General features: G+C 35.3%; 15 protein-coding genes. 5 read left to right on the top strand and 10 right to left on the bottom strand.

Features of this window, described 5'->3' with window-relative positions; all coding sequences use genetic code 11:
* Positions 1-132: 132 nt before the first annotated feature.
* Genes RT261_RS11100 through RT261_RS11090 form a run of 3 tightly spaced genes read right to left on the bottom strand, consistent with a single transcriptional unit; the run spans position 133 to position 2391 of the window.
* Complete coding sequence (locus RT261_RS11100; protein WP_313132547.1) at positions 133-993, bottom strand: ABC transporter permease; 861 nt, start codon at positions 991-993, stop codon at positions 133-135.
* On the bottom strand, positions 990-1904 hold the full coding sequence (locus tag RT261_RS11095) for an ABC transporter ATP-binding protein (protein WP_313132546.1): 915 nt from the start codon (positions 1902-1904) through the stop codon (positions 990-992). The genes RT261_RS11100 and RT261_RS11095 overlap by 4 nt, the downstream gene beginning before the upstream one ends.
* Before the next feature lie 37 nt (positions 1905-1941).
* Positions 1942-2391, bottom strand: a complete 450-nt coding sequence (locus tag RT261_RS11090) for a hypothetical protein (RefSeq protein WP_313132544.1) — start codon at positions 2389-2391, stop codon at positions 1942-1944.
* Between the two features lie 304 nt (positions 2392-2695).
* On the opposite strand from RT261_RS11090, the gene RT261_RS11085 reads away from it, so the two are divergent.
* From RT261_RS11085 to RT261_RS11065, 5 genes are all read left to right on the top strand, one after another.
* Positions 2696-3793: an aldo/keto reductase gene (locus tag RT261_RS11085; protein ID WP_313132543.1), complete on the top strand. Its 1098-nt coding sequence runs from the start codon at positions 2696-2698 to the stop codon at positions 3791-3793.
* A 179-nt stretch (positions 3794-3972) separates the two neighbouring features.
* Positions 3973-4428, top strand: coding sequence for a MarR family winged helix-turn-helix transcriptional regulator (locus RT261_RS11080; protein WP_313132541.1), 456 nt, complete (start codon positions 3973-3975; stop codon positions 4426-4428).
* Between the two features lie 103 nt (positions 4429-4531).
* Positions 4532-5383 (top strand): DegV family protein, encoded by an 852-nt coding sequence (locus tag RT261_RS11075; protein WP_313132539.1) that lies wholly within the window; start codon positions 4532-4534, stop codon positions 5381-5383.
* A gap of 717 nt (positions 5384-6100) precedes the next feature.
* Positions 6101-7924, top strand: coding sequence for a glutamine--fructose-6-phosphate transaminase (isomerizing) (gene glmS / locus RT261_RS11070; protein WP_313132538.1), 1824 nt, complete (start codon positions 6101-6103; stop codon positions 7922-7924).
* A 174-nt stretch (positions 7925-8098) separates the two neighbouring features.
* On the top strand, positions 8099-8611 hold the full coding sequence (locus RT261_RS11065) for a flavin reductase family protein (RefSeq protein ID WP_313132536.1): 513 nt from the start codon (positions 8099-8101) through the stop codon (positions 8609-8611).
* Positions 8612-8903: 292 nt separating this feature from the next.
* Here the strand turns inward: RT261_RS11065 and RT261_RS11060 are convergent, their stop codons facing one another.
* From RT261_RS11060 to RT261_RS11030, 7 genes are all read right to left on the bottom strand, one after another.
* The gene (locus RT261_RS11060; protein ID WP_313132534.1) at positions 8904-10022 is read right to left on the bottom strand and encodes an HD-GYP domain-containing protein; all 1119 of its coding nucleotides are present in this window, start codon (positions 10020-10022) and stop codon (positions 8904-8906) included.
* Positions 10023-10234: 212 nt separating this feature from the next.
* Positions 10235-10978: a tRNA pseudouridine(38-40) synthase TruA gene (truA, locus tag RT261_RS11055; RefSeq protein WP_313132533.1), complete on the bottom strand. Its 744-nt coding sequence runs from the start codon at positions 10976-10978 to the stop codon at positions 10235-10237.
* Positions 10979-11151: 173 nt separating this feature from the next.
* A complete protein-coding gene (locus tag RT261_RS11050) occupies positions 11152-13257 on the bottom strand; it encodes a glutamine synthetase III family protein (RefSeq protein WP_313132531.1) in 2106 nt (701 codons plus the stop codon).
* Positions 13258-13560: 303 nt separating this feature from the next.
* Complete coding sequence (locus RT261_RS11045; RefSeq protein WP_313132530.1) at positions 13561-14442, bottom strand: mechanosensitive ion channel family protein; 882 nt, start codon at positions 14440-14442, stop codon at positions 13561-13563.
* Between the two features lie 40 nt (positions 14443-14482).
* Positions 14483-16783: a 1,4-alpha-glucan branching protein GlgB gene (gene glgB, locus RT261_RS11040; RefSeq protein WP_331665461.1), complete on the bottom strand. Its 2301-nt coding sequence runs from the start codon at positions 16781-16783 to the stop codon at positions 14483-14485.
* 57 nt (positions 16784-16840) lie between these two features.
* A complete protein-coding gene (locus RT261_RS11035; protein WP_313132529.1) occupies positions 16841-17491 on the bottom strand; it encodes a YesL family protein in 651 nt (216 codons plus the stop codon).
* 495 nt (positions 17492-17986) lie between these two features.
* Positions 17987-20215: a YcdB/YcdC domain-containing protein gene (locus RT261_RS11030; protein ID WP_313132527.1), complete on the bottom strand. Its 2229-nt coding sequence runs from the start codon at positions 20213-20215 to the stop codon at positions 17987-17989.
* Positions 20216-20375: the final 160 nt, after the last annotated feature.

The following is a 20375-nucleotide window of genomic DNA, read 5'->3' as shown; positions in this document are numbered from 1 at the left end:
AGATGCTTATTTTTAGCTATATTTTGTGTACCTTTGAAAATATTATAGTTTTAATGAAAGTTATTTCTTATTTCCATTAGTGAAAATTTAGAACGTAATAAGCAACATATCTTGCCCCAATTCAAATGATATTTATCTGTCCTTCTTTGATAACCGCCAAACTGCTAATAGAAAGAATATAATTGTTACAATTAATAAATACAAAATACTAAGAACAGGACTTATCACTGTATCACCTATTTTAAAAGTTACTCCCAATTCAAAATGAAATTGATCTATAAATTCTTTTGGAACACCTGCAAATGTAATACTTTCCGCTCGCTCCATCATAATTTTACGAAGCAGCATCCCTATATGAGCAGGGGGAAATACTTTAATTACATTTTGAACAGACACAGGTAAGTTCCCGATTGGTATGTAGATTCCTGTTAAAAATCCTATTAGAGTACCAAGAACTGTACTTAAGGCTCCAAAAGCACTTGCAGTTTTCATAAAAGATACCACAAGAAATAATGTAAAACCGGAAGATAAAATTTGAAGTATAATTAATGCCAGTACCTTCCACAACTCATTCAGGGACAATAATTCTCCGCCATTATAAATAATGTAAATCTCCGCCAATACTAAGCTAAATAAAGTTATAATAAAGCTGATAACAGCAGCACTTATAATATAGCCGCATGTTAATTTGCTTCTTTTAATTGGAGATGCGGAAAAATCTTTGAATAATTTATATTCTTTATCTCCAATCATAATTCCCAATGCTCCAAGTACTGTAGTGATTGGTGTAACGGACAATAATCCGGCCATAATCCAGCTATCCATTAAATATCTGACGCCAGTCAGTCCGTTTCCTTCCAATCCTTTAACAAGTAAATCACCTAAAAAAAGAAAATATAAACCAATTATTATAAATACAGATAGTAGGGAAAAAAATACAGAAGCCTTGTCCCTAAAAAATATTAATAAATTACGCTTAACAAATTGAATCATTCTCTCATTTCCCTCCCCGTAATACGAATAAATGCCTCATCCAGGGTTCCCTTGGTAACCTGGAAGCCTAACATAATATCTTTACACTGTTCCACAACAGGTATGGCCTGTAGTGTAGATTCCAGCGGAAGGATTACTGTATCCCCATTTATTTCGTAAGAAAATCCCAATTCATTTACCAGCTTTGTAACTTCTTCTATATTTTTAGTATGTATGGTCATGGAGTCATTACTATACTGTTCCTTTAGCTGTTCCGGAGTGCCTTTAGCGGTAATTTCACCATTATCGATTACAACCACATAATCAGCTTTGGCTGCTTCTTCCATATAGTGGGTAGTCAGGAATATTGTCATCCCTTCTTCCTTTTGCAAGCTTCGGATGGTTTCCCATACACTTTGTCTGGTTTGGGGATCCAATCCGGTAGTAGGCTCATCCAGGATAAGTATTTTAGGTTTATTAATCAGCGCTCTGGCAATATCTGCTCTTCTTCTTTGTCCGCCGGATAATTTACCATAAGGGCGGTTTAGAAAACTTTCTACATTGGCATTTTTTACAGCATGATCCGCGGCTGCTTTTAGTTCCTCTCTTGAAAGATTATAAAAGCTGCCCCGTATCATCATATTCTCTTTTACCGTAAGTAATCTGTCTAACAGATTGTCTTGAAATACGATTCCTAAAACAGAACGAATCTTATCATCTTCCTTACCTAAAATATGACCGTCAATAATAACCTCTCCTCCGTCAGGTTTTAACAGAGTGCTGATCATATCAATGGTAGTTGATTTACCGGCACCGTTAGGACCTAAGAAAGCAAATAAAGAACCTTGCTCCACGTAAAAATCAATTCCTTTTACCGCCTGAACATCCTCGTAGGATTTCTTTAGACCTGTTACTTCAATAATCTTCTCCATAACCTATTCCTTCCCTTATTAATGATTCAATATACTTTTATAAATCACCTAAACTATAAACCGGCTGAAAATCCTGACTGTCCGCACATAGGAACCCCTCCCACCGGTTCAGTATTACCTTTAGGATATTTTTAAACTCATCTTCCAAAATACCGCTTGCTATATATACAGCAAAAATAGTACGAACCTTTTGACTGTTTATGAATTCCATATCTGATGAATCTTTAAAATTCAAAGTCATTGGCTCAAAATCTATGGTTACTTGATTGGATAACTCTATCTGAAGAATATTTAGTTCTTCCCAAAGCTCCACGGAGGCCTTACATTCTACTTCCATTAATTGTGCAATACTCTTTGCATCAATTTCACTTGGAGTCATATAAAACCAATCTGTAATAGCCATCTTATTAGAATCGTTAAGATTCCCTTTCTTATTCTGTGATGTATTTTTGTTCCCCTTGCTGCCTTTTTTTATTTTCTTGTTCATATATATAAGAATGCTCCTTTCACAGGCTGAACATAATATTCTTTCAACCTTTTAACCTAATGTTCCTTTATAAGATTGGTATTCCCATTTTTTTACCTAAACTCATACCATTCATTTTACTTTATTGTACACAAAAATGCAAGAAACAGAGATTGTTTTATATGCACTTTACATAATCTGTACTTATTTTGTATCCTACTTTTTATTCAGATAAGAAGCTGGTTTTTTCTTGAGATTTTGATATTTTATGTTATACTAAATAGTAATTAAAGCCAAAGATTGAGAGTAAACAGGAGGTACGAATATGTATTACAAACAATATGGGGATACCCAAATGAAAGTATCGGCAATCGGTATGGGGTGCATGCGCTACGACGACGAAGATGTAAAGGCAGGGAATCTGGAGAAATGTGCTGAAGTAACCTTATATGCTCATGAAAAGGGCATAAACTACTTTGATACCGCTCCATTTTATTGTGATGATAAAAGTGAGACTATAACAGGAATAGCATTATCCCAATTACCCCGTGACAGCTATTATATTTCCTCCAAAACCAATATGGGTACCGTTGGGGGAAAATGCACCTCTGATGATTTCCGTAAAAGGTTGGAAACTACTTTAACACGATTAAAAGTAGATTATCTGGACTTTTATCACTTATGGTGTGTATTAAGCTTAGATGCTTTTGAAAAACAATGCGATGCATTATATAAATTTTTTGAACAGGCTAGGGCTGATGGGCTGATTCGTAATATTGTATTCTCCTCTCATATGCAGGGCAACGACTTAGAAGAAGCTGTTTCTAAAGATTTGTTTAAGGGAATGTTAATCGGCTATAATGCTTTGAATTATCGTTTCCGTCAAACCGGTATCGAAGCTGCTTATAAAAAAGGAATGGGTGTTGTTGTTATGAATCCATTAAGCGGCGGGTTAATTCCAAATAATCCAGAGACTTTTGCTTATCTGGCAGAAGGAACGGACTTAACCGTTCCACAGGCAGCTCTTCGTTTTGTAGCCTCCCATAAAGAGATTACAATTACCTTAAATGGATTTACAACGAAAGAACATGTTGATGATGCCTGTAAGGCAGTGGAGAATCTTGTTGAAAAACCGGCAAAGGAAATCTGCACAGAATATGAAAACAAAGGGATTGCCTTAAATAATCTATGTACCGGATGTGCATACTGCAAACATTGTCCAAAGGATATTGATATACCAAAATTCATGGATGCCTACAATCAACATATCTTAGGTAACAGTATGGAGGACCGTATAAAAGGCCATTGGGGTATGTCGGCTTCCAAAGCTGCCGATTGCATTAGCTGCGGAAAATGTGAATCCTTATGTACGCAGCATTTGCCGATTATAAATCGCTTACATGAAATAACTGCTAATTGTTAATCTATTTCTAAATGAATTTGAATTTAAATTATAAAATAATCTAATTATATAATAGAGTATTATAATAATACTTTGAACTTCAAAATACTATTGACGTAATAAAAAATTGCTGATACAATGTATTTAATTTGAAGTTCAAAGTATTTCTTTTTGGTCTTACTATTATGTTGGAGGTATGTATGGGTATTTATGAAGAACAGCTCAATACTTTTTTAGTTAATGTATTTAATAATATATTACGTTTAGAAGAAGCAAGTCTTGCAAAAGGTGAGTTTCGTAACTTGTCAATTACTGAAATGCATGTCATTGAAGCAGTTTATGAAAGTTTGGAGAATAAAGCAAATTCCATGGCAGAGATTGCAAATAGATTGGCGGTTACAGCCAGTACTCTAACAACCTCTGTTAAAACCTTAGAACAAAAAGGGTACCTTTTACGGACAAAAATGCCTGCTGACAAACGAAAAGTCATGGTAACTCCTACTCCCTTATCGGAAATGGCGTACAAAAAACATAAAGAATTTCATAAAGATCTGGTAAGCAGTGTTTCCAAAGAATTATCTGAAGAAGAAATATCTGCATTGACCCAGGCATTAAGTACACTGGATAACTTTTTCAATCATTTAGATAAAAAGTAAATAAGCTATTCTAAGTAAAGTTGAAATTTTTCAACTGCAATATATTCTGGCACATAAAATTGCTATTATTAAAAGGCGCTGGGGCGTCAGAATCGAGGTAATTATGATTAAAATTATAACAGATTCCACATCAGATATAAGTCAAAAACAAGCAAAAGAATTAGGAATCACAGTTTTACCTTTGAGAGTAATCTTTAAAGACGGAGAATACGAAGATGGCATCGATCTTCAAATCGATGAATTCTATAATAAATTAGTGAATTCTGATTCCCTTCCTTCTACCAGTCAGCTTACACCGGAACAATTCATACCTCTTTTTGAAGATGCAAAAAGCAATCAGGATTCTGTTATTGTTATTACACTCTCTTCCCACCTTAGTGGCACCTATCAAAGCGCTGTTATTGCTAAAGACATGTGTGAATATGATAACATCTATATCGTAGACAGTCTAAGCGTTACTTTAGGATTACAAATTTTAGTCAGAGAAGGGATTGACCTGCAAAAGAAAGGATGTCCGGTAGAAGAAATTGTAGAAACTTTAGAAACAAATAAGCATAAAATTCATGTATTTGCCTTAGTGGAAACTTTGGAATATCTGAAAAAAGGCGGTCGATTATCCGGCGTCAGTGCTCTTGCAGGAACCATTCTAAATATCAAACCCATTGTAGAAGTAAAAAACGGTAAAGTAGACGTAGCCGGAAAAGCCCGGGGACTTACCGGTGCCTTTAATAAATTAATTAATTTAATCCAGCAATACGGTGGAATGGATACTTCTAAATATTATTGTCTTGGTTACACCGGTAAAAAAGACAATTTAAACGCCTTTTTAGAATATACAAAGGACAATCTTAATCTGAAAGACGGATTAATAAGTCCTATCGGATCCGTCGTAGGAACTCATGCAGGTCCAGGTGTATGTGGAATTGCATTTTATGATTTTGGTGTTTCACAATAACATATTCTTATATAGATTGTGATAACATTTTATACTTGTTATCCTGTTTAAATCTTATACTCCCTCAACAAACCTCAGAATGGCACACCTCCCATGGTCCATTCTGAGGTTATACTTTTACCAGGCTGCGGTTGGTTTTTCATTTAATAAATTCATGCCTTAGTATTCAAACAATCTAAAAAATCTTAGTATTTATGCTAATCTGAAAATTGACTTTTTCTGCTATTCGTGATATTATTACAAAGTTATAAAACCCTTATAGATTTAAAGCTAAAATGTATGAGACATAAAAAAGTTTAGGATAAATACATATTTTAACTTTTGAAAATCACGTGAGGGAGGAAATCTACATATACTAATTTTATAACGGAACAGCTATCAACACAATCAGCCCAAGATTGGATTAACAGAAATGTTTAAATTAGCGCCATGTACCTCTATTGGGTCAGTATCTTAGAGGTTAACGAGGTAGAGGGTTATCGAAGGATTCGGCGGATGCTCTCTCGTGTTCCCGGACACGTAATATGTTGAAAAAACAATGGGTAACCATGGGACAAAAGCAGCATAACCGGAAAATGAATTAGATATTGCTATGACTTCGGAGTAGATTATTGTAGAAGCAGATTACGAATAATCTTAACTTTATCGAGGCTTAGTTTTATTGTGAATTCATCAGTACTAAGAACATTGAAAATTGAATAAAAAGGAGACATGATTATGTGTGGAATTATTGGTTTTACAGGACAAACGGAGGCTAAAAATGTGTTATTGGAAGGCTTAGAAGCACTGGAATACCGTGGCTATGACAGCGCAGGTATTGCCTGTTTTAATAATGATGTGATTGATACAATCAAAACTACCGGAAAGGTTTCTTCTTTACGAAAAAAAGTGGTGGCTATGCCAGAGTTTCATAGTACCTGCGGAATAGGGCATACCCGCTGGGCAACCCATGGAGGTGTATCAGATACCAATTCCCATCCTCATACTTTTGGTAAAGTTACTTTAATTCACAATGGGATCATCGAGAATTATCACGAGCTTGAAACTAAGCTGGCTGCAGAAGGAAAATTCCCTGTATCCCAAACTGATACGGAAATAGCTGTTATGTTAATTGATTATTTGTATCATGGAAATCCTATGGAAACTTTAAAAAAAGCAATGGACTATCTGGAAGGGACTTATGCTTTTTGCATTCTATTTAAAGATAGACCGGGCGTGATATATTGTCTGCGCAATGGAAGTCCTTTGGTTGCCTGTCACTGTGAAGAAGGTTCAGTTATTGCCTCTGATATGGTTGCTTTAATTAAGTATTCTAAAGAATACTTTGTATTGCCGGAGCAGCACATTGCGGTTCTAACCAAAGATCAGATAACCGTTTTTGACGCAAAGGATAAAGTGGTTATGCCGAAAATGCTTTATGTAAATTGGGATATGTCTGCCGCTATGAAAGGAGGATATCCTCACTTTATGTTAAAAGAGATTTACGAACAGCCGGAAGCTCTGCGTTCTACTATAATGCCCAGGATAGCAAAAGGGAATCTTCCTGATTTGACCAATGACGGGTTACCGCATACTATCCTTGATTCCGTTAATCGAATTATTATAACTGCTTGCGGTACTGCCATGCATGCAGGTTTAATAGGCAGAGTCATGTTTGAAAGACTTCTGCGTATACCGGTAACCGTTGAGATAGCTTCTGAATTCCGTTACCAGAAACCTATTATAGACAGCAATACCTTAGTAATAACCATATCCCAATCCGGAGAGACCGCAGATACTTTAGCAGCCCTTAGACTTGCTAAATCAGGTCATGCCAAAACTCTATCTATAGTAAATGTAAAAGGCTCCTCTATTGCCAGAGAAAGTGATTATGTTATGTATACACATGCCGGACCTGAGATAGCGGTTGCAAGTACAAAGGCTTATACGGCTCAATTATCCTGTCTTTATCTCCTTGCATTTGACTTTGCTTTAGAAAAGGGAAGACTTTCGGAAGAAGACTGTTCTAAAGAGATGGAAGGTTTGCTGCAAATTATACCTGCTATTGAAAAAACTCTAACTTTTCATCCATTGGCAAAAGAGATCAGCCGGAATATAAAAGACTGTGAAGACTTATTCTTTATCGGCCGGGGACTTGATTACGCACTTTCCTGCGAGGGCTCCATTAAGTTAAAAGAAATCAGCTACATTCACTCGGAAGCTTACGCTGCCGGAGAATTAAAACATGGTACACTCTCACTGGTTACGGAAGGAACCCCTGTTATTGCTGTAGCCACTCAATCCAGCGTTTATTCCAAAATGATATCTAATATTCGCGAAGTTCGTGCTCGTGGTGCTATGGTTATATTAATTACAAACGGTAATAACACCGTTGATTCTTCCCTTTATGATTATCATGTTCCATTGCCTTATCTATCCGATAATTTTGCCCCATTTACGGCTGCTGTAGTGCTGCAGATGCTTGCATACTATACTTCCGTCCAACGGGGTTTGGATGTGGACCAACCTCGTAATTTAGCAAAATCGGTAACCGTGGAATAAATGTATTTTATTTTTCTATCTTACTGTACTTTTATACATTCGCCCCTTTCAATCTTATCTTATTTGGCATATAATAAAGTTACTATATTTTTTAATGAAATGTATGAATCTTAGGATAATGATAAACCCTATTCATTATGCTAAGAAATTACATGCAGAAAGGATTTTTAGAAAATGAATGAATTTAAAGAAATTACTGCCGCCCAATTAGAAGGTAATCCATTTCAAATGATCGGAAAAGACTGGATGTTAGTTACTGCTGAAAAAGAAGGAACTGTAAATACTATGACTGCTTCCTGGGGAGGGCTAGGAATTATGTGGGGTAAAAATGTTGCTTTTGTAACTATAAGACCTCAACGCTATACAAAAGAATTTATAGACTTTTCCGACACATTTTCTTTAAGTTTTTATGATGAATCTTATAGAAAGACCCTGGCTTATTTAGGCAGAGTATCCGGAAGGGATGAGAATAAAATTGAGAAGGCGGAACTTACTATGGCATATGATAATAGAACACCTTATTTTGAAGAAGCAAATACTGTACTAATCTGTAAAAAATTATTTGCACAGCCTTATGCAGAAGAAAGTTTTATTGATAAATCTATACTGCCTGATGTTTACCCTAATAAGGATTTTCATACGCTTTATGTAGCGGATATTATTAAAGTTTTAGTAAAAGAGGCTTAATTCTAACAAGTTCTGATTCCCCTTTTTCGGTGAAGCAAGGTTTCATACCAAAAAGGGAATTTCATAAAGCAGAAGCTGATTTCACAAAGAATCCGGTAAATACTCTACTTAACAGATTCTTCGTAAAATCAGCTTCTTTTATTATATCTAAAGGTCAAATCGGACATTCCACTTGCCTACAGGCAAATTTATCTGCTTACCCTGCTTGCTCATAACCTCATTGCCACTAGGTGGTATTTCAGCAGGCGCTTGAACTCCTGCTGAAACAGACAAGTCCGCTTTCCTGATGAGGTTAAATAATCGCTAATATATCAATATCCCGTTCTTTTGATAAGTCAATAAAATCAGAGTTCTGTGTTCGTACAACCGGTTTGGTCAAATCATACTTATTAATCATAATAATTTCTGCTTTTTCTTCATTGCTAAGCAGCACCCAGTTATTTATATAGGCTTCTATTATCCTTTCTAAAAAAGTTAACAGAAAGGCCGGATCGTATTTCTGAAGTCCTTCCTTTTCGAATACAGCTATTACTTCAAAAGGACATATACGGCCCCGGTAAACTCTCTTCGCTGTCATAGCTTCATAAATATCAGCAATAGCAACTATTTTTGCAAAAGGTTCAATTTTATTCCTGGTTAATCCCAATGGATAACCGCTTCCATCACATTTTTCATGATGCATTAATGCAGCACGCTTAACTCTGGCATCAAGGTTTTGATGCTTTAAGATAAAATATCCTTTATTGGTATGCTCTTTTACACGTAAATATTCTTCCTGAGTTAATTGAGAGGGCTTTGTAATAAGGTCCTGAGGTATCATTAGTTTACCGATATCATGCAATAGCCCGGACAAAGCCAATAATCTGGTTTCTGATATTGAATATTTCATCCATCCCCCCATTATGTAGCAAAGCAACGCCACATTAATGGAATGTATGTAAGTATCGTCGTCGTATGTTCTCATACAATTTAGCATATCAATTACATGTAGGCCGTTACGGCTTTCCAGTAAGATTGCTTCTATCTCTGAAACCAGCCTCACCGTGTCCAGTTGTTCATTGCCCTTTATTATTGAATCCAAATAACTTTTTAAACTATTTGCATAACTAACAATAGAATCTTGAAAACGTATAAATTCCCTTGTTTTTCGAACTTTTTCCAGATAGGACATGTCCTCTTCAATAATCGGTTCATTTTGAGGTATAGTTTCTTCTACTTCCTGCCCATGGACTTTGTCCTCATTGGAAGCATATATTTTCAATTCACTTACACCATATAACTTTAAACGAATAATGCTGCGCTCTGTAAGCTCCGTATTCTTTTCAATTAACAATTTGTTCTTTGCCAAAACATCCGTTGCCGTAACCATTCCCACAACCGCTTGCTCGCTAGAAATTCGTTCAATATTCATATTTATACCCCCTGCTCCTATGTCATCCCAAATAATGGAGGAAGAAGTTCAAAATAAAAATTCCAAATGAGTTTCCTTCCGAAATTCACTTTGGAGTTCTTCCAGTGTGAAACTTAGAAATTCTTAGTATGCGTACTGTGCTGACTTAGTATATCTTCACACTTCCCCCTGGTTTATATTGTTCAAGTTTTTCATAGCTTACTTTGTACTATCTAATATATAACTTCCTGTAAAAACAGTCCTCTTGCTTCTGCTGTTGAACCCGCCTTTTCACGATCCCTTGAGTCAATGACTTCCTTTATAAAGTCAGGTTCCATATTACCTGCTCCAACTTCCATTAATGTGCCTGCTATGATTCTTGCCATATTAGGCCAAAAGTCATCTGCCTCAATAGTAATTACAATTTCATTTATATCAGAATAAATGTCTAACTTATGGATGGTTCTTTCTGTAGACTTTTTCATTCTTTTATTATCCGAAAATGCTTTTAAATCATGCTTTCCTATGAAATGCTTTGCAGCTTGTCTCATCTTCAGGGTATCCAGCTTGTGAAAGCTGTAAAAATTATATTTTCGTTCAAATACAGATGGAACTTCTCCCATAGATATTTTATATTCATATCGAAAAGCCTTTGCGTTAAAACTGCTATGAAACCGTTCAGGAACTTCAGCTACCTCAAGTACCGCAATATCTCTTGGCAAGAAACGATTTAGATAATGTTTTATTTCATATAATTTCAAATCCGTATTCGTTGTAAAATTAGCAATTTGGTTATAGGCATGTACCCCTGCTTCGGTTCTTGCAGCACCTACTAACTGAATCTGCTCATTTTCCATCTTGCTTAATACGCTTTCTATCTTATCCTGGATGGTAACTCTTTGGGGATTACCTGGCTGCTTCTGCCATCCGTCATATCTGGAACCATCATATTCTATTACTAATTTTATATTTCGCATAATTACTCCTTATATATACATATATCGAACTTTTTCTGGATTACTTTAATCTTGTGGCTTTACTATCATTTATCTTAATTATCTATTATATTGGTTAAAATGTCTAGGTGTTTCTACAAAGAAATGCAAAAAAACTACCTTGCTTCATTAGCAAGGTAGTAAATATATGTCTATTATATTTCAAATAATAAATCGCCATATGTTGGTACCGGCCATAATTCCTTATCCACAATCAATTCTAATTCGTCAATTGGTGCTCTTAGTTCAGACATAGCAGGAAATATTACTTCTCTAAAGTAGAAAGCCTGTTCTTTTCCTTCCTTGGAAGCAGCCTCCTCTACATAGGAAGTTAGATTGTTCACAGCCTGCTTCGTCTTCGATAATAAAGCAGATGTCTGCATTAACAAATCCTCCTGAACACTTACATCTGCCTGAGGGCATGCACCTTTAACAGTGGAAATAGATTCTGCCATTTTTGTAGCGTATTTAATAGCTGCAGGGATAAATTTCTTATTTGCCATTTGAATCATAGTCTTTGCTTCAATATTTATGGCTTTTGAATAGGTTTCATATTCAATCTCTGCCCTGGAGTGAAGTTCTGCTTCTGAGAACACATGATGCTTTCCAAATAATTTTATTGATTTTTCTGTGGTCAAAGAACTTACTGCCTCAACCATGGATCTAATGTTTGGTAATCCTCTTTTACTGGCTTCCTCTACCCATTCTTCCGAATAACCGTTACCGTTAAATACGATTCTTTGATGTTCCGTTACTGTTTTCTTAATCAAATCATGAACCGCTAAGTCAAAGTTATCTGCCTGCTCCAATTCATCCGCCATGTCACATAAAACGTCTGCAACCATTGTATTTAATACAGTATTTGGTCCTGCAATTGACATGGAGGAGCCAACCATCCTAAATTCAAATTTATTGCCGGTAAAGGCAAAGGGTGAAGTACGGTTTCTGTCCGTAGCATCTTTTCTGATGATTGGGATTGCATGAGCACCTACACTGATTCTTCCGCCCTGTTTACTTCTGGTGGCCTCACCGGTTTCAATTAATTGGGTTAATACATCTGCTAGCTGGTCACCTAAAAAGATAGAGATAATTGCAGGAGGCGCTTCATTGGCTCCTAGTCTATGATCATTTCCGGGAGTGGAAGCTGACTGACGAAGTAAATCTGCATGTTTATCTACTGCTTCTAGTACTGCAGATAAGAATAATAAAAACTGTACATTTTCATGAGGTGTTTTTCCCGGATATAGAAGATTTTTTCCTGTATTGGTTACCATAGACCAGTTATCATGTTTTCCAGAGCCATTTACACCTGCAAATGGTTTCTCATGAAGAAGGCATGTTAAACCATGATGATTCGCAATCCTTTTCATTAATTCCATGGTTAACTGGTTGTGGTCTGTTGATATATTGGCAGTTGTATAAATAGGTGCTAACTCGTGCTGTGCAGGAGCTACTTCATTATGCTGTGTTTTAGCCAACACTCCCAGCTTCCACAGCTCTTCATTTAATTCTTTCATGAAGGAGGCAACTCTTTCTTTCAGAGTTCCAAAATAATGATCATCCAGTTCCTGTCCTTTAGGAGGCATTGCGCCAAATAAAGTTCTTCCTGTAAAGATTAAGTCTTCTCTTGTTAAGTATTTTTCTTTATCTATTAAAAAATATTCCTGTTCCGCTCCTACAGAACACGAAACATATGTTACATCACTATGTCCAAATAATTTAAGAATACGAACCGCCTGAGTGCTTAAAGCTTCCATGGAACGAAGTAATGGGGTTTTCTTATCCAATGCTTCACCGGTATAAGAACAAAAAGCAGTTGGTATACAAAGGGTAACTCCGGAAGAATCTTCTCTTAAGAAGGCCGGGGAGGTACAATCCCATGCCGTATAGCCTCTCGCTTCAAAAGTAGCTCTAAGTCCGCCTGAAGGAAAGGAGGAAGCATCCGGTTCACCTTTAATTAATTCTTTACCGGAAAACTCCATAATTACTTTACCGTCTACTGTGGGGCTGATAAAGGAATCATGTTTTTCGGCAGTAATTCCTGTCATTGGTTGGAACCAGTGAGTATAATGAGTTGCGCCTCTTTCAATAGCCCAATCTTTCATTGCATTGGCAACTACCTCTGCAACCGCCGGATCTAAATCCTCACCGTTTTCAATAGTTTTCTTTAATGCAATATACGTTTTCTTAGGAAGACGTTCCACCATAGTTGCATCATTGAAAACGTCAATACCAAATATCTCAGTTAATTTTCCTGCCATTTCGAATTTAACTCCTTCCATTTCCTATTATCTGTTCTACTTTAAACAATTTAAATTGCAATGTCAATCTTATACGTAGATGTATGCTGCGAAATCATAACTATTTGAATGAAAAAAGTGTTCTCAATATATAAAATTTGAGAACACCTTTGCTCCAACGAAATTTCGCCTACAAATAAAATACCACGTTTCTTAAAAAAAGAAAAGAGTTTTTTATAATTTTTTTATATTTTCTTTATATTTATTTACTCGTTTATTTATAAGCTGATATTATAAATCTATTTGTTCTAGAATATATACTTATTATTTATGCATTGTAATCTCCAACTGATTAAAAGGTATGGTAATCTGATTTTTATCAAAAGCAGCTTTGATTTGCTCAAGTAGTTCCCATTTTAACTTTAGATATTCATCGTTTAATACCCATACCCGAATGCCCATACTAACGGAATTGACATCTAAGGAATTCACAAACACATTAATATCCTTATCTTTTATAACTTTTTCATTCTGATTCAGGATATTCATTAGAACCTCTTTTACTTTCTGAATATCCTCCCTATATTCAATAGAAACTGTCAAATCTAATCGTCTTGTAGCTTCATTGGACGCATTAATAATGTTAGAATTGGAAAGGGCACCATTTGGCATAACTAGCAGCTTATTATCTGCAGTATGAATCTTGGTATAAAAAATATCAATAGCAGTTACCGTACCTTCATTGGTCATATTTCCAACGGAGCCCGTAGTTATGATATAATCCCCGACACGGAAAGGTTTCAAAATTAATATTAACACACCACCTGCAAAATTGGACAGCCCCCCCTGTAAAGCCAAGCTGATACTTAATCCCGCAGATCCAATGATTGCAACTATGGTTCCGCTATCTATTCCAAATAACCAGATAATACTTTGAGTAAATAAAATCGTGTGTAGTATAGCTTTAACCAATGCAAGCAAAAACCCGGAAACACTAATTTCAATCTTTGATCGGTTAAAGAATTTCTCCAGAATGCGGATAGCATACTTAATTAACTTTTTACCAACAAAAATAATTACTAGGGCAAACAATAATCTTATTAAGAAATTCAATCCTTTTTCAGATATATTCTTAATAAACTTATCAAAATTAAGCAAAGTTTCCTGGGGTGTTCCCGTCTCTAACAAAGGTAAATATTTGATCATGCCGTAAATCCTTTCTGACTTCAATATAAATAATTACCCCTTATTTCACTCCCTCTATTCCGGATAAATCGGTTACTTCCCTTTTTGTCCGTATATCTTCTGTGGGTGTACAAGTAAATATGGATATTCCAAGAGGCGGAACTGTTACATGGATGGAATCCTCCCTGCCGTCTGCTTCTTTTCTCTTGGATGTTTTTAACCTTGGATTAACATTTCCATGTCCGCCATAGATTTCTTTATCACTGTTAAATATCTCTTTGTATTTTCCTGCAAAAGGTACACCAACAGGGAATTCTTTATATACCACAGGTGTAAAATTGCATAGTACCAATAAGGTATCCTCTGCACTATCTGTCCTTCTGGCAAATACTATAATACTATGGTCTGCATCCATACAACTAATCCATTCAAAACCCTCTGCTTCAAAATCCAGCTGATACAAAGCCGGATATTTGACATATAATTTATTCAACTCTTTTACATAGCGGTTTAACTTTCTGTGGCTTTCTTCTCCCAAAAGTTCCCAGTCCAGGCCTTTGTTTTCATTCCACTCATTCCATTGTGCAAAATCCTGTCCCATAAATAATAATTTCTTGCCAGGATGAGTCATCATAAAACCATAAGCCACACGTAGGTTATCAAATTTCTCTTCTACACTCCCCGGCATTTTATTAACCATAGAGCCTTTTTCATGAACAACTTCATCATGAGAAAATACCAATATAAAATTCTCGCTATATGCATAAATCATACTAAAGGTAAGTTCCCCATGCCTGCCTTTACGAAACAGGGGATCGCATTTCATATAACCTAAGAAGTCATTCATCCATCCCATGTTCCATTTCATATCAAAGCCTAGTCCACCCTTCTCAACCTCTCCCGTGACTTTAGGCCAGGCAGTGGATTCTTCCGCAATTAGCAGGGCTCCGTATTTTCTCTTTTTCAAAATAGAATTTAAATGTTTTAACAGTTCTACTGCTTCTAAATTTTCATTGCTGCCATAGATATTCGCTACCCATTCTCCATCTTTCTTACCATAATCCAGATAAAGCATGGAAGCAACTGCATCTATGCGGATGCCATCTACGTGATATTTTTCTATCCAGAACAATGCGTTGGCAATAAGGAAATTGGATACCTGAGGCCTTCCATAATTATATATTAATGTTCCCCAATGAGGATGTGAACCTTGCCTCGGGTCTAAATGCTCATATAAACAGGTTCCGTCAAAATTAGCCAAACCAAAAGCATCCCTTGGAAAATGTGCCGGTACCCAGTCAAGGATAACACCGATTCCCTTCTGATGCATATAATCCATAAAATACATAAAGTCATATGGAGTACCATATCTTGCTGTAGGTGCATAATATCCGGTTACCTGATACCCCCAGGAACCGTCATATGGATGCTCCATAATAGGCAATAATTCAATATGGGTATATCCCATATTCTTCACATAACTTGCCAGTTTAGGCGCTATCTCCCTGTAATTATAAAATTCCTTTTCCCCTTCTGGATTTGGTTTCATCCAGGACCCCAAATGCACCTCATATATGGACATGGGCTCCTTCTTAAAATCAAATTGTACTCTATCTTTTAACCATTTTTTATCTTTCCAGTTATACTGGCTTATATCCCAGACAACGGAAGCCGTATTGGGACGAAACTCTGCAGCATTGGCATATGGATCTGCTTTAAGAAAAGTAAGTCCGCCCTGCCCCTTCAATTCGTATTTGTATAACTGTCCGGACTGTATTCCTGGAATAAACAATTCAAAGATTCCGGAATCCCCCAAACGTCTCATGGGATGTCTTCTTCCATCCCAGTAATTAAAGTCACCTACCACACTGACTCTAATAGCATTTGGTGCCCAAACTGCAAATAAAGTGCCCTGGACTCCATTGGTTTCCATAAGATGGGCACCTAGTTTTTCATAAATTTCATAGTGAATACCATTAGAAAAGCGATTCATATCCAGTCCATCAATAACTGGTTCAAAAGAATAAGGATCAAATATTTCTTCTTTTGTATTATTATCATAAGTTACCAGATAAGTATATGGTTCTACTTTTTTTATAGGCAGCAAAACAGCAAAATAGCCCTCTTCTTCGAATAGTTCAATGCTTTCGTTCTTCTTGGAGAATCTTACATTCTCCATGCTATAGGTATTTTGGCTGTCTCTTAATTTAACAGCTACCTCTTTTGCAGTGGGAATATATGCCTGAATCAAAACTCCATATTTTGTTTCATGTGCACCCAGGATATTATGTGGATCATCATGTTCTGAGTGAATGATTGCTTTAGCCCCATCCCAATCCATTAATTTGTAAAGTGCTTCCATAGGAATCCTCCTGCTATTTTTAATTACAAGCTTTAACCTATACTTATTTCTTCAGTTTTATTCCAAATACCATTCATCTACTTTAGTATCCTCTCCATCTTCTGATTTTGGAATGTATTTTTTTAATACCCTTTCCAATGGAAGAGAGCATAATAAAAGACAGATTCCTGAAGAAAAGAATAGGAATATAGGTTGTACCCATATAATGAAAGCAAAAACTCCAACAATTAGTAACATAAGTATCGTAGTTGGCAAATGTTTTACAGACATAAGAAAAGAAGTTTTTAATATCTGCAATTTGCCCATGGTAAATCTAGATAATAGTGGAAATACATAAACAGTACCACATAGCATGATAAATGAAAATGCAGTAAAGGCAGCTAATAAAATTGATTTCATACTGCCTTCTTCTAAGGCTCTTGCAAAATTGAAGTCTATATACAGTATGTAATATGATATCATTAAAATAATACCAAGAACCATACCATTAAGAAAGTTCATTTTAAATGAATGAAAAAACTCCCGGAACAAATATCCTCTTTCTCTTCTAATTACCTTTACTACAGTATAATACAATGCCGTGGTAGCAGGGCCTATCGTTACAATGGGCAGACATAGCAAAAGCCACAGAATACTAATAACCAATATATCCCACATCTTTCCTAAGAAGCTGAAAACGCCATTGTCCATACTAAAAAAATTGTTCATTTTATTTCTCCTTTTGCTCTTCATAAGTTGAGATTAACTATATATTACTATTTTATCATAAAAAACAAGGAAGCAAAAGTACAATTATAATAATTATAGAAGTTGATTCATCCCCGCACTAAATTAATAATATAATCAAGGCAAAAACTGCTTCAAGCAGAGACACTAACTGTAAAAAGGAATTAATATGCAAGAAAGTGTTAATGTGAAGAAAGTGTTAATGTGATAGAAAGGTCTAATGTGATAGATAAACCTAACGTGATAGATAAACCTAATGTGATAGATAAACCTAATGCGATAGATAAACCTAATGTGATAGATAAACCTAATGTGATAGATAAACCTAATGTGATAGAAACGTCCAATGAAAAGAAATGCCTAATGTATAATGTTAAAAAGTTTAATATGAAAGAACTCTAATATGAAAGAAGCGAAGAACCCCAAGTAAGGATTCTTCGCCTCTTCGATACCAAAACTAATTTATTTCGTTTCTCTTTATTTATTTGTAGAAAGCAATGTTAATACCATGTCTGCAGCTTCTGCACGTGTTAACTTTTCATTCGGTCTGTATTCATTTCTGTCGTTTGTAGTGATAAGTTTGAAACCATGGGCAAGAGCCGCATAACCTATATTAGATTCTGTAATTTGACTTTGGTCAACAAATGCAGTACTATAAATACCTTTTAGTTTAGCAATGTTATCATAACCTAGTATCTGCACTGTGAATTTTGCAGCATCTATACGTGTTATGGAAGAATTATTCTTGTTTAGTTCAAATTTCTTATCATAATAATAGTTCAATTTAGTAAGGAATTCATTTAATTCCTTTACGGTAATTGCTTCATCTGGCAGGAATTTACCGCCTTCAAAGCCAACTCCCAATTCTGCCAGTAAAAGGATGTTCTTTTCTGATTTGTGTCCCTTAATATCACTGTAGGTATAATTACCAGCATTATCTGTATATTCTTTTCCATCATAGTCTAATTGTTTACCTGTAAAAGGTGAAATATATGCCGGTACTAAATCATTTCTGTACACTAATCTAATTTCACTTTTTACAGAATAGCCTTCAGCTTGTTCTTGTACTTTAGCCTTATCATTATAGCTGTGAATATTATTGATTTCATATACTAAACCAAAAGTATCTTTTAAATTATAATACTCAAAAGCTTTCTCTGCAGATATTATATTCTTTGGTGATTCAAATTGGATGTTTTCATCCCAATTATAGGAGAAATTATATATTTTGCCGGTTATTCCATCTACAGCGCCATATATTCCATTATAGGAATAGTTTATTTTTTCATGAACTCTATCATAGTTATAATAATATCCGCCATAGATTTGAGTATCACCCTTATAACCAATCACATAGGATCCATCATTTGCAGTTAAGACTGTATTCCCAAATAGATTTGCCACCTGTTCTTTTAAGAATTTTTCTAAAATTGTCTGCCCTTGCTTTTTACTGTATTTAATTTTGGGAAGTTCTTTTCCTTCCAGTCCATAATAGTAGGAATCTTTTACGCTGGAATTGAAAGAAATTAATTTACCTGTTTTTGCATCTACTGTGGCACTGGCATAAGCACGGTAAGTATCCCCGCCTTTTTCGTGATTTACTTCTCTTGGATCAGAAAAATAAATATTCCATACATATTTATCTTCTGCATCTTTATTTTCTCTTATATAATAATCCCTATATTTGTATAAACGGGCAGATATAGAATTTGCATTTTTATCTAATAACAAACTGGAATTGTCGGTTACTGTTTTTATTGCTTTGTCTTTACTGATTAGTCCCTTTAATTCATCTATTTTTGCAATTTCCTCATCCGTAAGGCCTCTGTTTGCAGCCGTATCGGAAGCTGCTTCTTTACTATTTTCTTCAGTTTGAAGTGTACTCACCCATTGGTTTTGAGTCGTGTAAACTTCACCAGTTTTTGCATTTACAGATGCATATGATAACTCCGGTGAATATACAAGAAATGCCTTAATAGTTGTATTTCCCTTATCATCTGTTTCGTATGCATTCTGATAAGATAATTTCATAGTTACTTTTTTTCCCAATTTCTCAGCAGCTTCTTTTTCGGAAATTTTTACATCAGCAGATGGAACCTTTACACCAAACAACCAATTTAAGTCATAAGAAGTTACTTTACCAGTATCATAATTTACACCTATAGTAACAGTATTGTCCGGCATAGGAACCTTATTTTCTACACGTCTGAATGTATAAATATATTGGCTGGAATAGCTTCCGCTGGATTCCGCTTTCACAAATTCTATTTTATCTGCAACTGCGGGCACCGTTTTCTTAATAAAATCCATTGCAGTAGACTGTAATTCTGATTTTAAATACTTAGGGGTAGACCTTCCCTCCTTATCATTATAAAAATTATACCTGATAATATTCTCGTCTTGATCAACACAAACCGTAATATTTTGTGAATAATCCTCACTACTCCAATTCAAATACCAGTAAGCATTGCTATAAGCATTTTGAGTATTATAATAATAATCAAATTTAGTCATTTCTTTTGGAATGAAAAGCGTTGCTTTCACAACTTTAATAACCGATTCCAGTTTTTTATCCGTAGGCTCTGTGACAACACTTTCTTTGGCTTGTGTGCCTCCTGTAGCCGCTATTCCTGCAGCTTCAACCGGCAAACCAGTAAATAACATACAACCAATCAGAGCTAAAGGTATTATCTTTTTCTTTACCATTTTATTTCCTCCTTAAACTTTTACAAACATTCTTATAATTTTTTGATATACATTAGACGAAGTAAATTATGGTATAGTTCCATAATTTTAACAAAAATTTATTTGATTTATTTGCCAAACTAAATTCTAGCTATTACTAGAAGTAACTCTGGCAAATCCC

The organism is Anaerocolumna sp. (assembly GCF_032079385.1).
GTDB lineage: Bacteria > Bacillota > Clostridia > Lachnospirales > Lachnospiraceae > Anaerocolumna.
Note: the sequence above shows the minus strand (reverse complement) of the source record. Positions and strands in the feature narration are given on the sequence as shown.

Bases quoted from the DNA above. Each gene is read 5' to 3' on its own strand.
- RT261_RS11100 (WP_313132547.1), bottom strand. From the start codon at position 993: ATGATTCAATTTGTTAAGCGTAATTTATTAATATTTTTTAGGGACAAG.
- RT261_RS11095 (WP_313132546.1), bottom strand. From the start codon at position 1,904: ATGGAGAAGATTATTGAAGTAACAGGTCTAAAGAAATCCTACGAGGAT.
- RT261_RS11090 (WP_313132544.1), bottom strand. From the start codon at position 2,391: ATGAACAAGAAAATAAAAAAAGGCAGCAAGGGGAACAAAAATACATCA.
- RT261_RS11085 (WP_313132543.1), top strand. From the start codon at position 2,696: ATGTATTACAAACAATATGGGGATACCCAAATGAAAGTATCGGCAATC.
- RT261_RS11080 (WP_313132541.1), top strand. From the start codon at position 3,973: ATGGGTATTTATGAAGAACAGCTCAATACTTTTTTAGTTAATGTATTT.
- RT261_RS11075 (WP_313132539.1), top strand. From the start codon at position 4,532: ATGATTAAAATTATAACAGATTCCACATCAGATATAAGTCAAAAACAA.
- glmS (WP_313132538.1), top strand. From the start codon at position 6,101: ATGTGTGGAATTATTGGTTTTACAGGACAAACGGAGGCTAAAAATGTG.
- RT261_RS11065 (WP_313132536.1), top strand. From the start codon at position 8,099: ATGAATGAATTTAAAGAAATTACTGCCGCCCAATTAGAAGGTAATCCA.
- RT261_RS11060 (WP_313132534.1), bottom strand. From the start codon at position 10,022: ATGAATATTGAACGAATTTCTAGCGAGCAAGCGGTTGTGGGAATGGTT.
- truA (WP_313132533.1), bottom strand. From the start codon at position 10,978: ATGCGAAATATAAAATTAGTAATAGAATATGATGGTTCCAGATATGAC.
- RT261_RS11050 (WP_313132531.1), bottom strand. From the start codon at position 13,257: ATGGCAGGAAAATTAACTGAGATATTTGGTATTGACGTTTTCAATGAT.
- RT261_RS11045 (WP_313132530.1), bottom strand. From the start codon at position 14,442: ATGATCAAATATTTACCTTTGTTAGAGACGGGAACACCCCAGGAAACT.
- glgB (WP_331665461.1), bottom strand. From the start codon at position 16,783: ATGGAAGCACTTTACAAATTAATGGATTGGGATGGGGCTAAAGCAATC.
- RT261_RS11035 (WP_313132529.1), bottom strand. From the start codon at position 17,491: ATGAACAATTTTTTTAGTATGGACAATGGCGTTTTCAGCTTCTTAGGA.
- RT261_RS11030 (WP_313132527.1), bottom strand. From the start codon at position 20,215: ATGGTAAAGAAAAAGATAATACCTTTAGCTCTGATTGGTTGTATGTTA.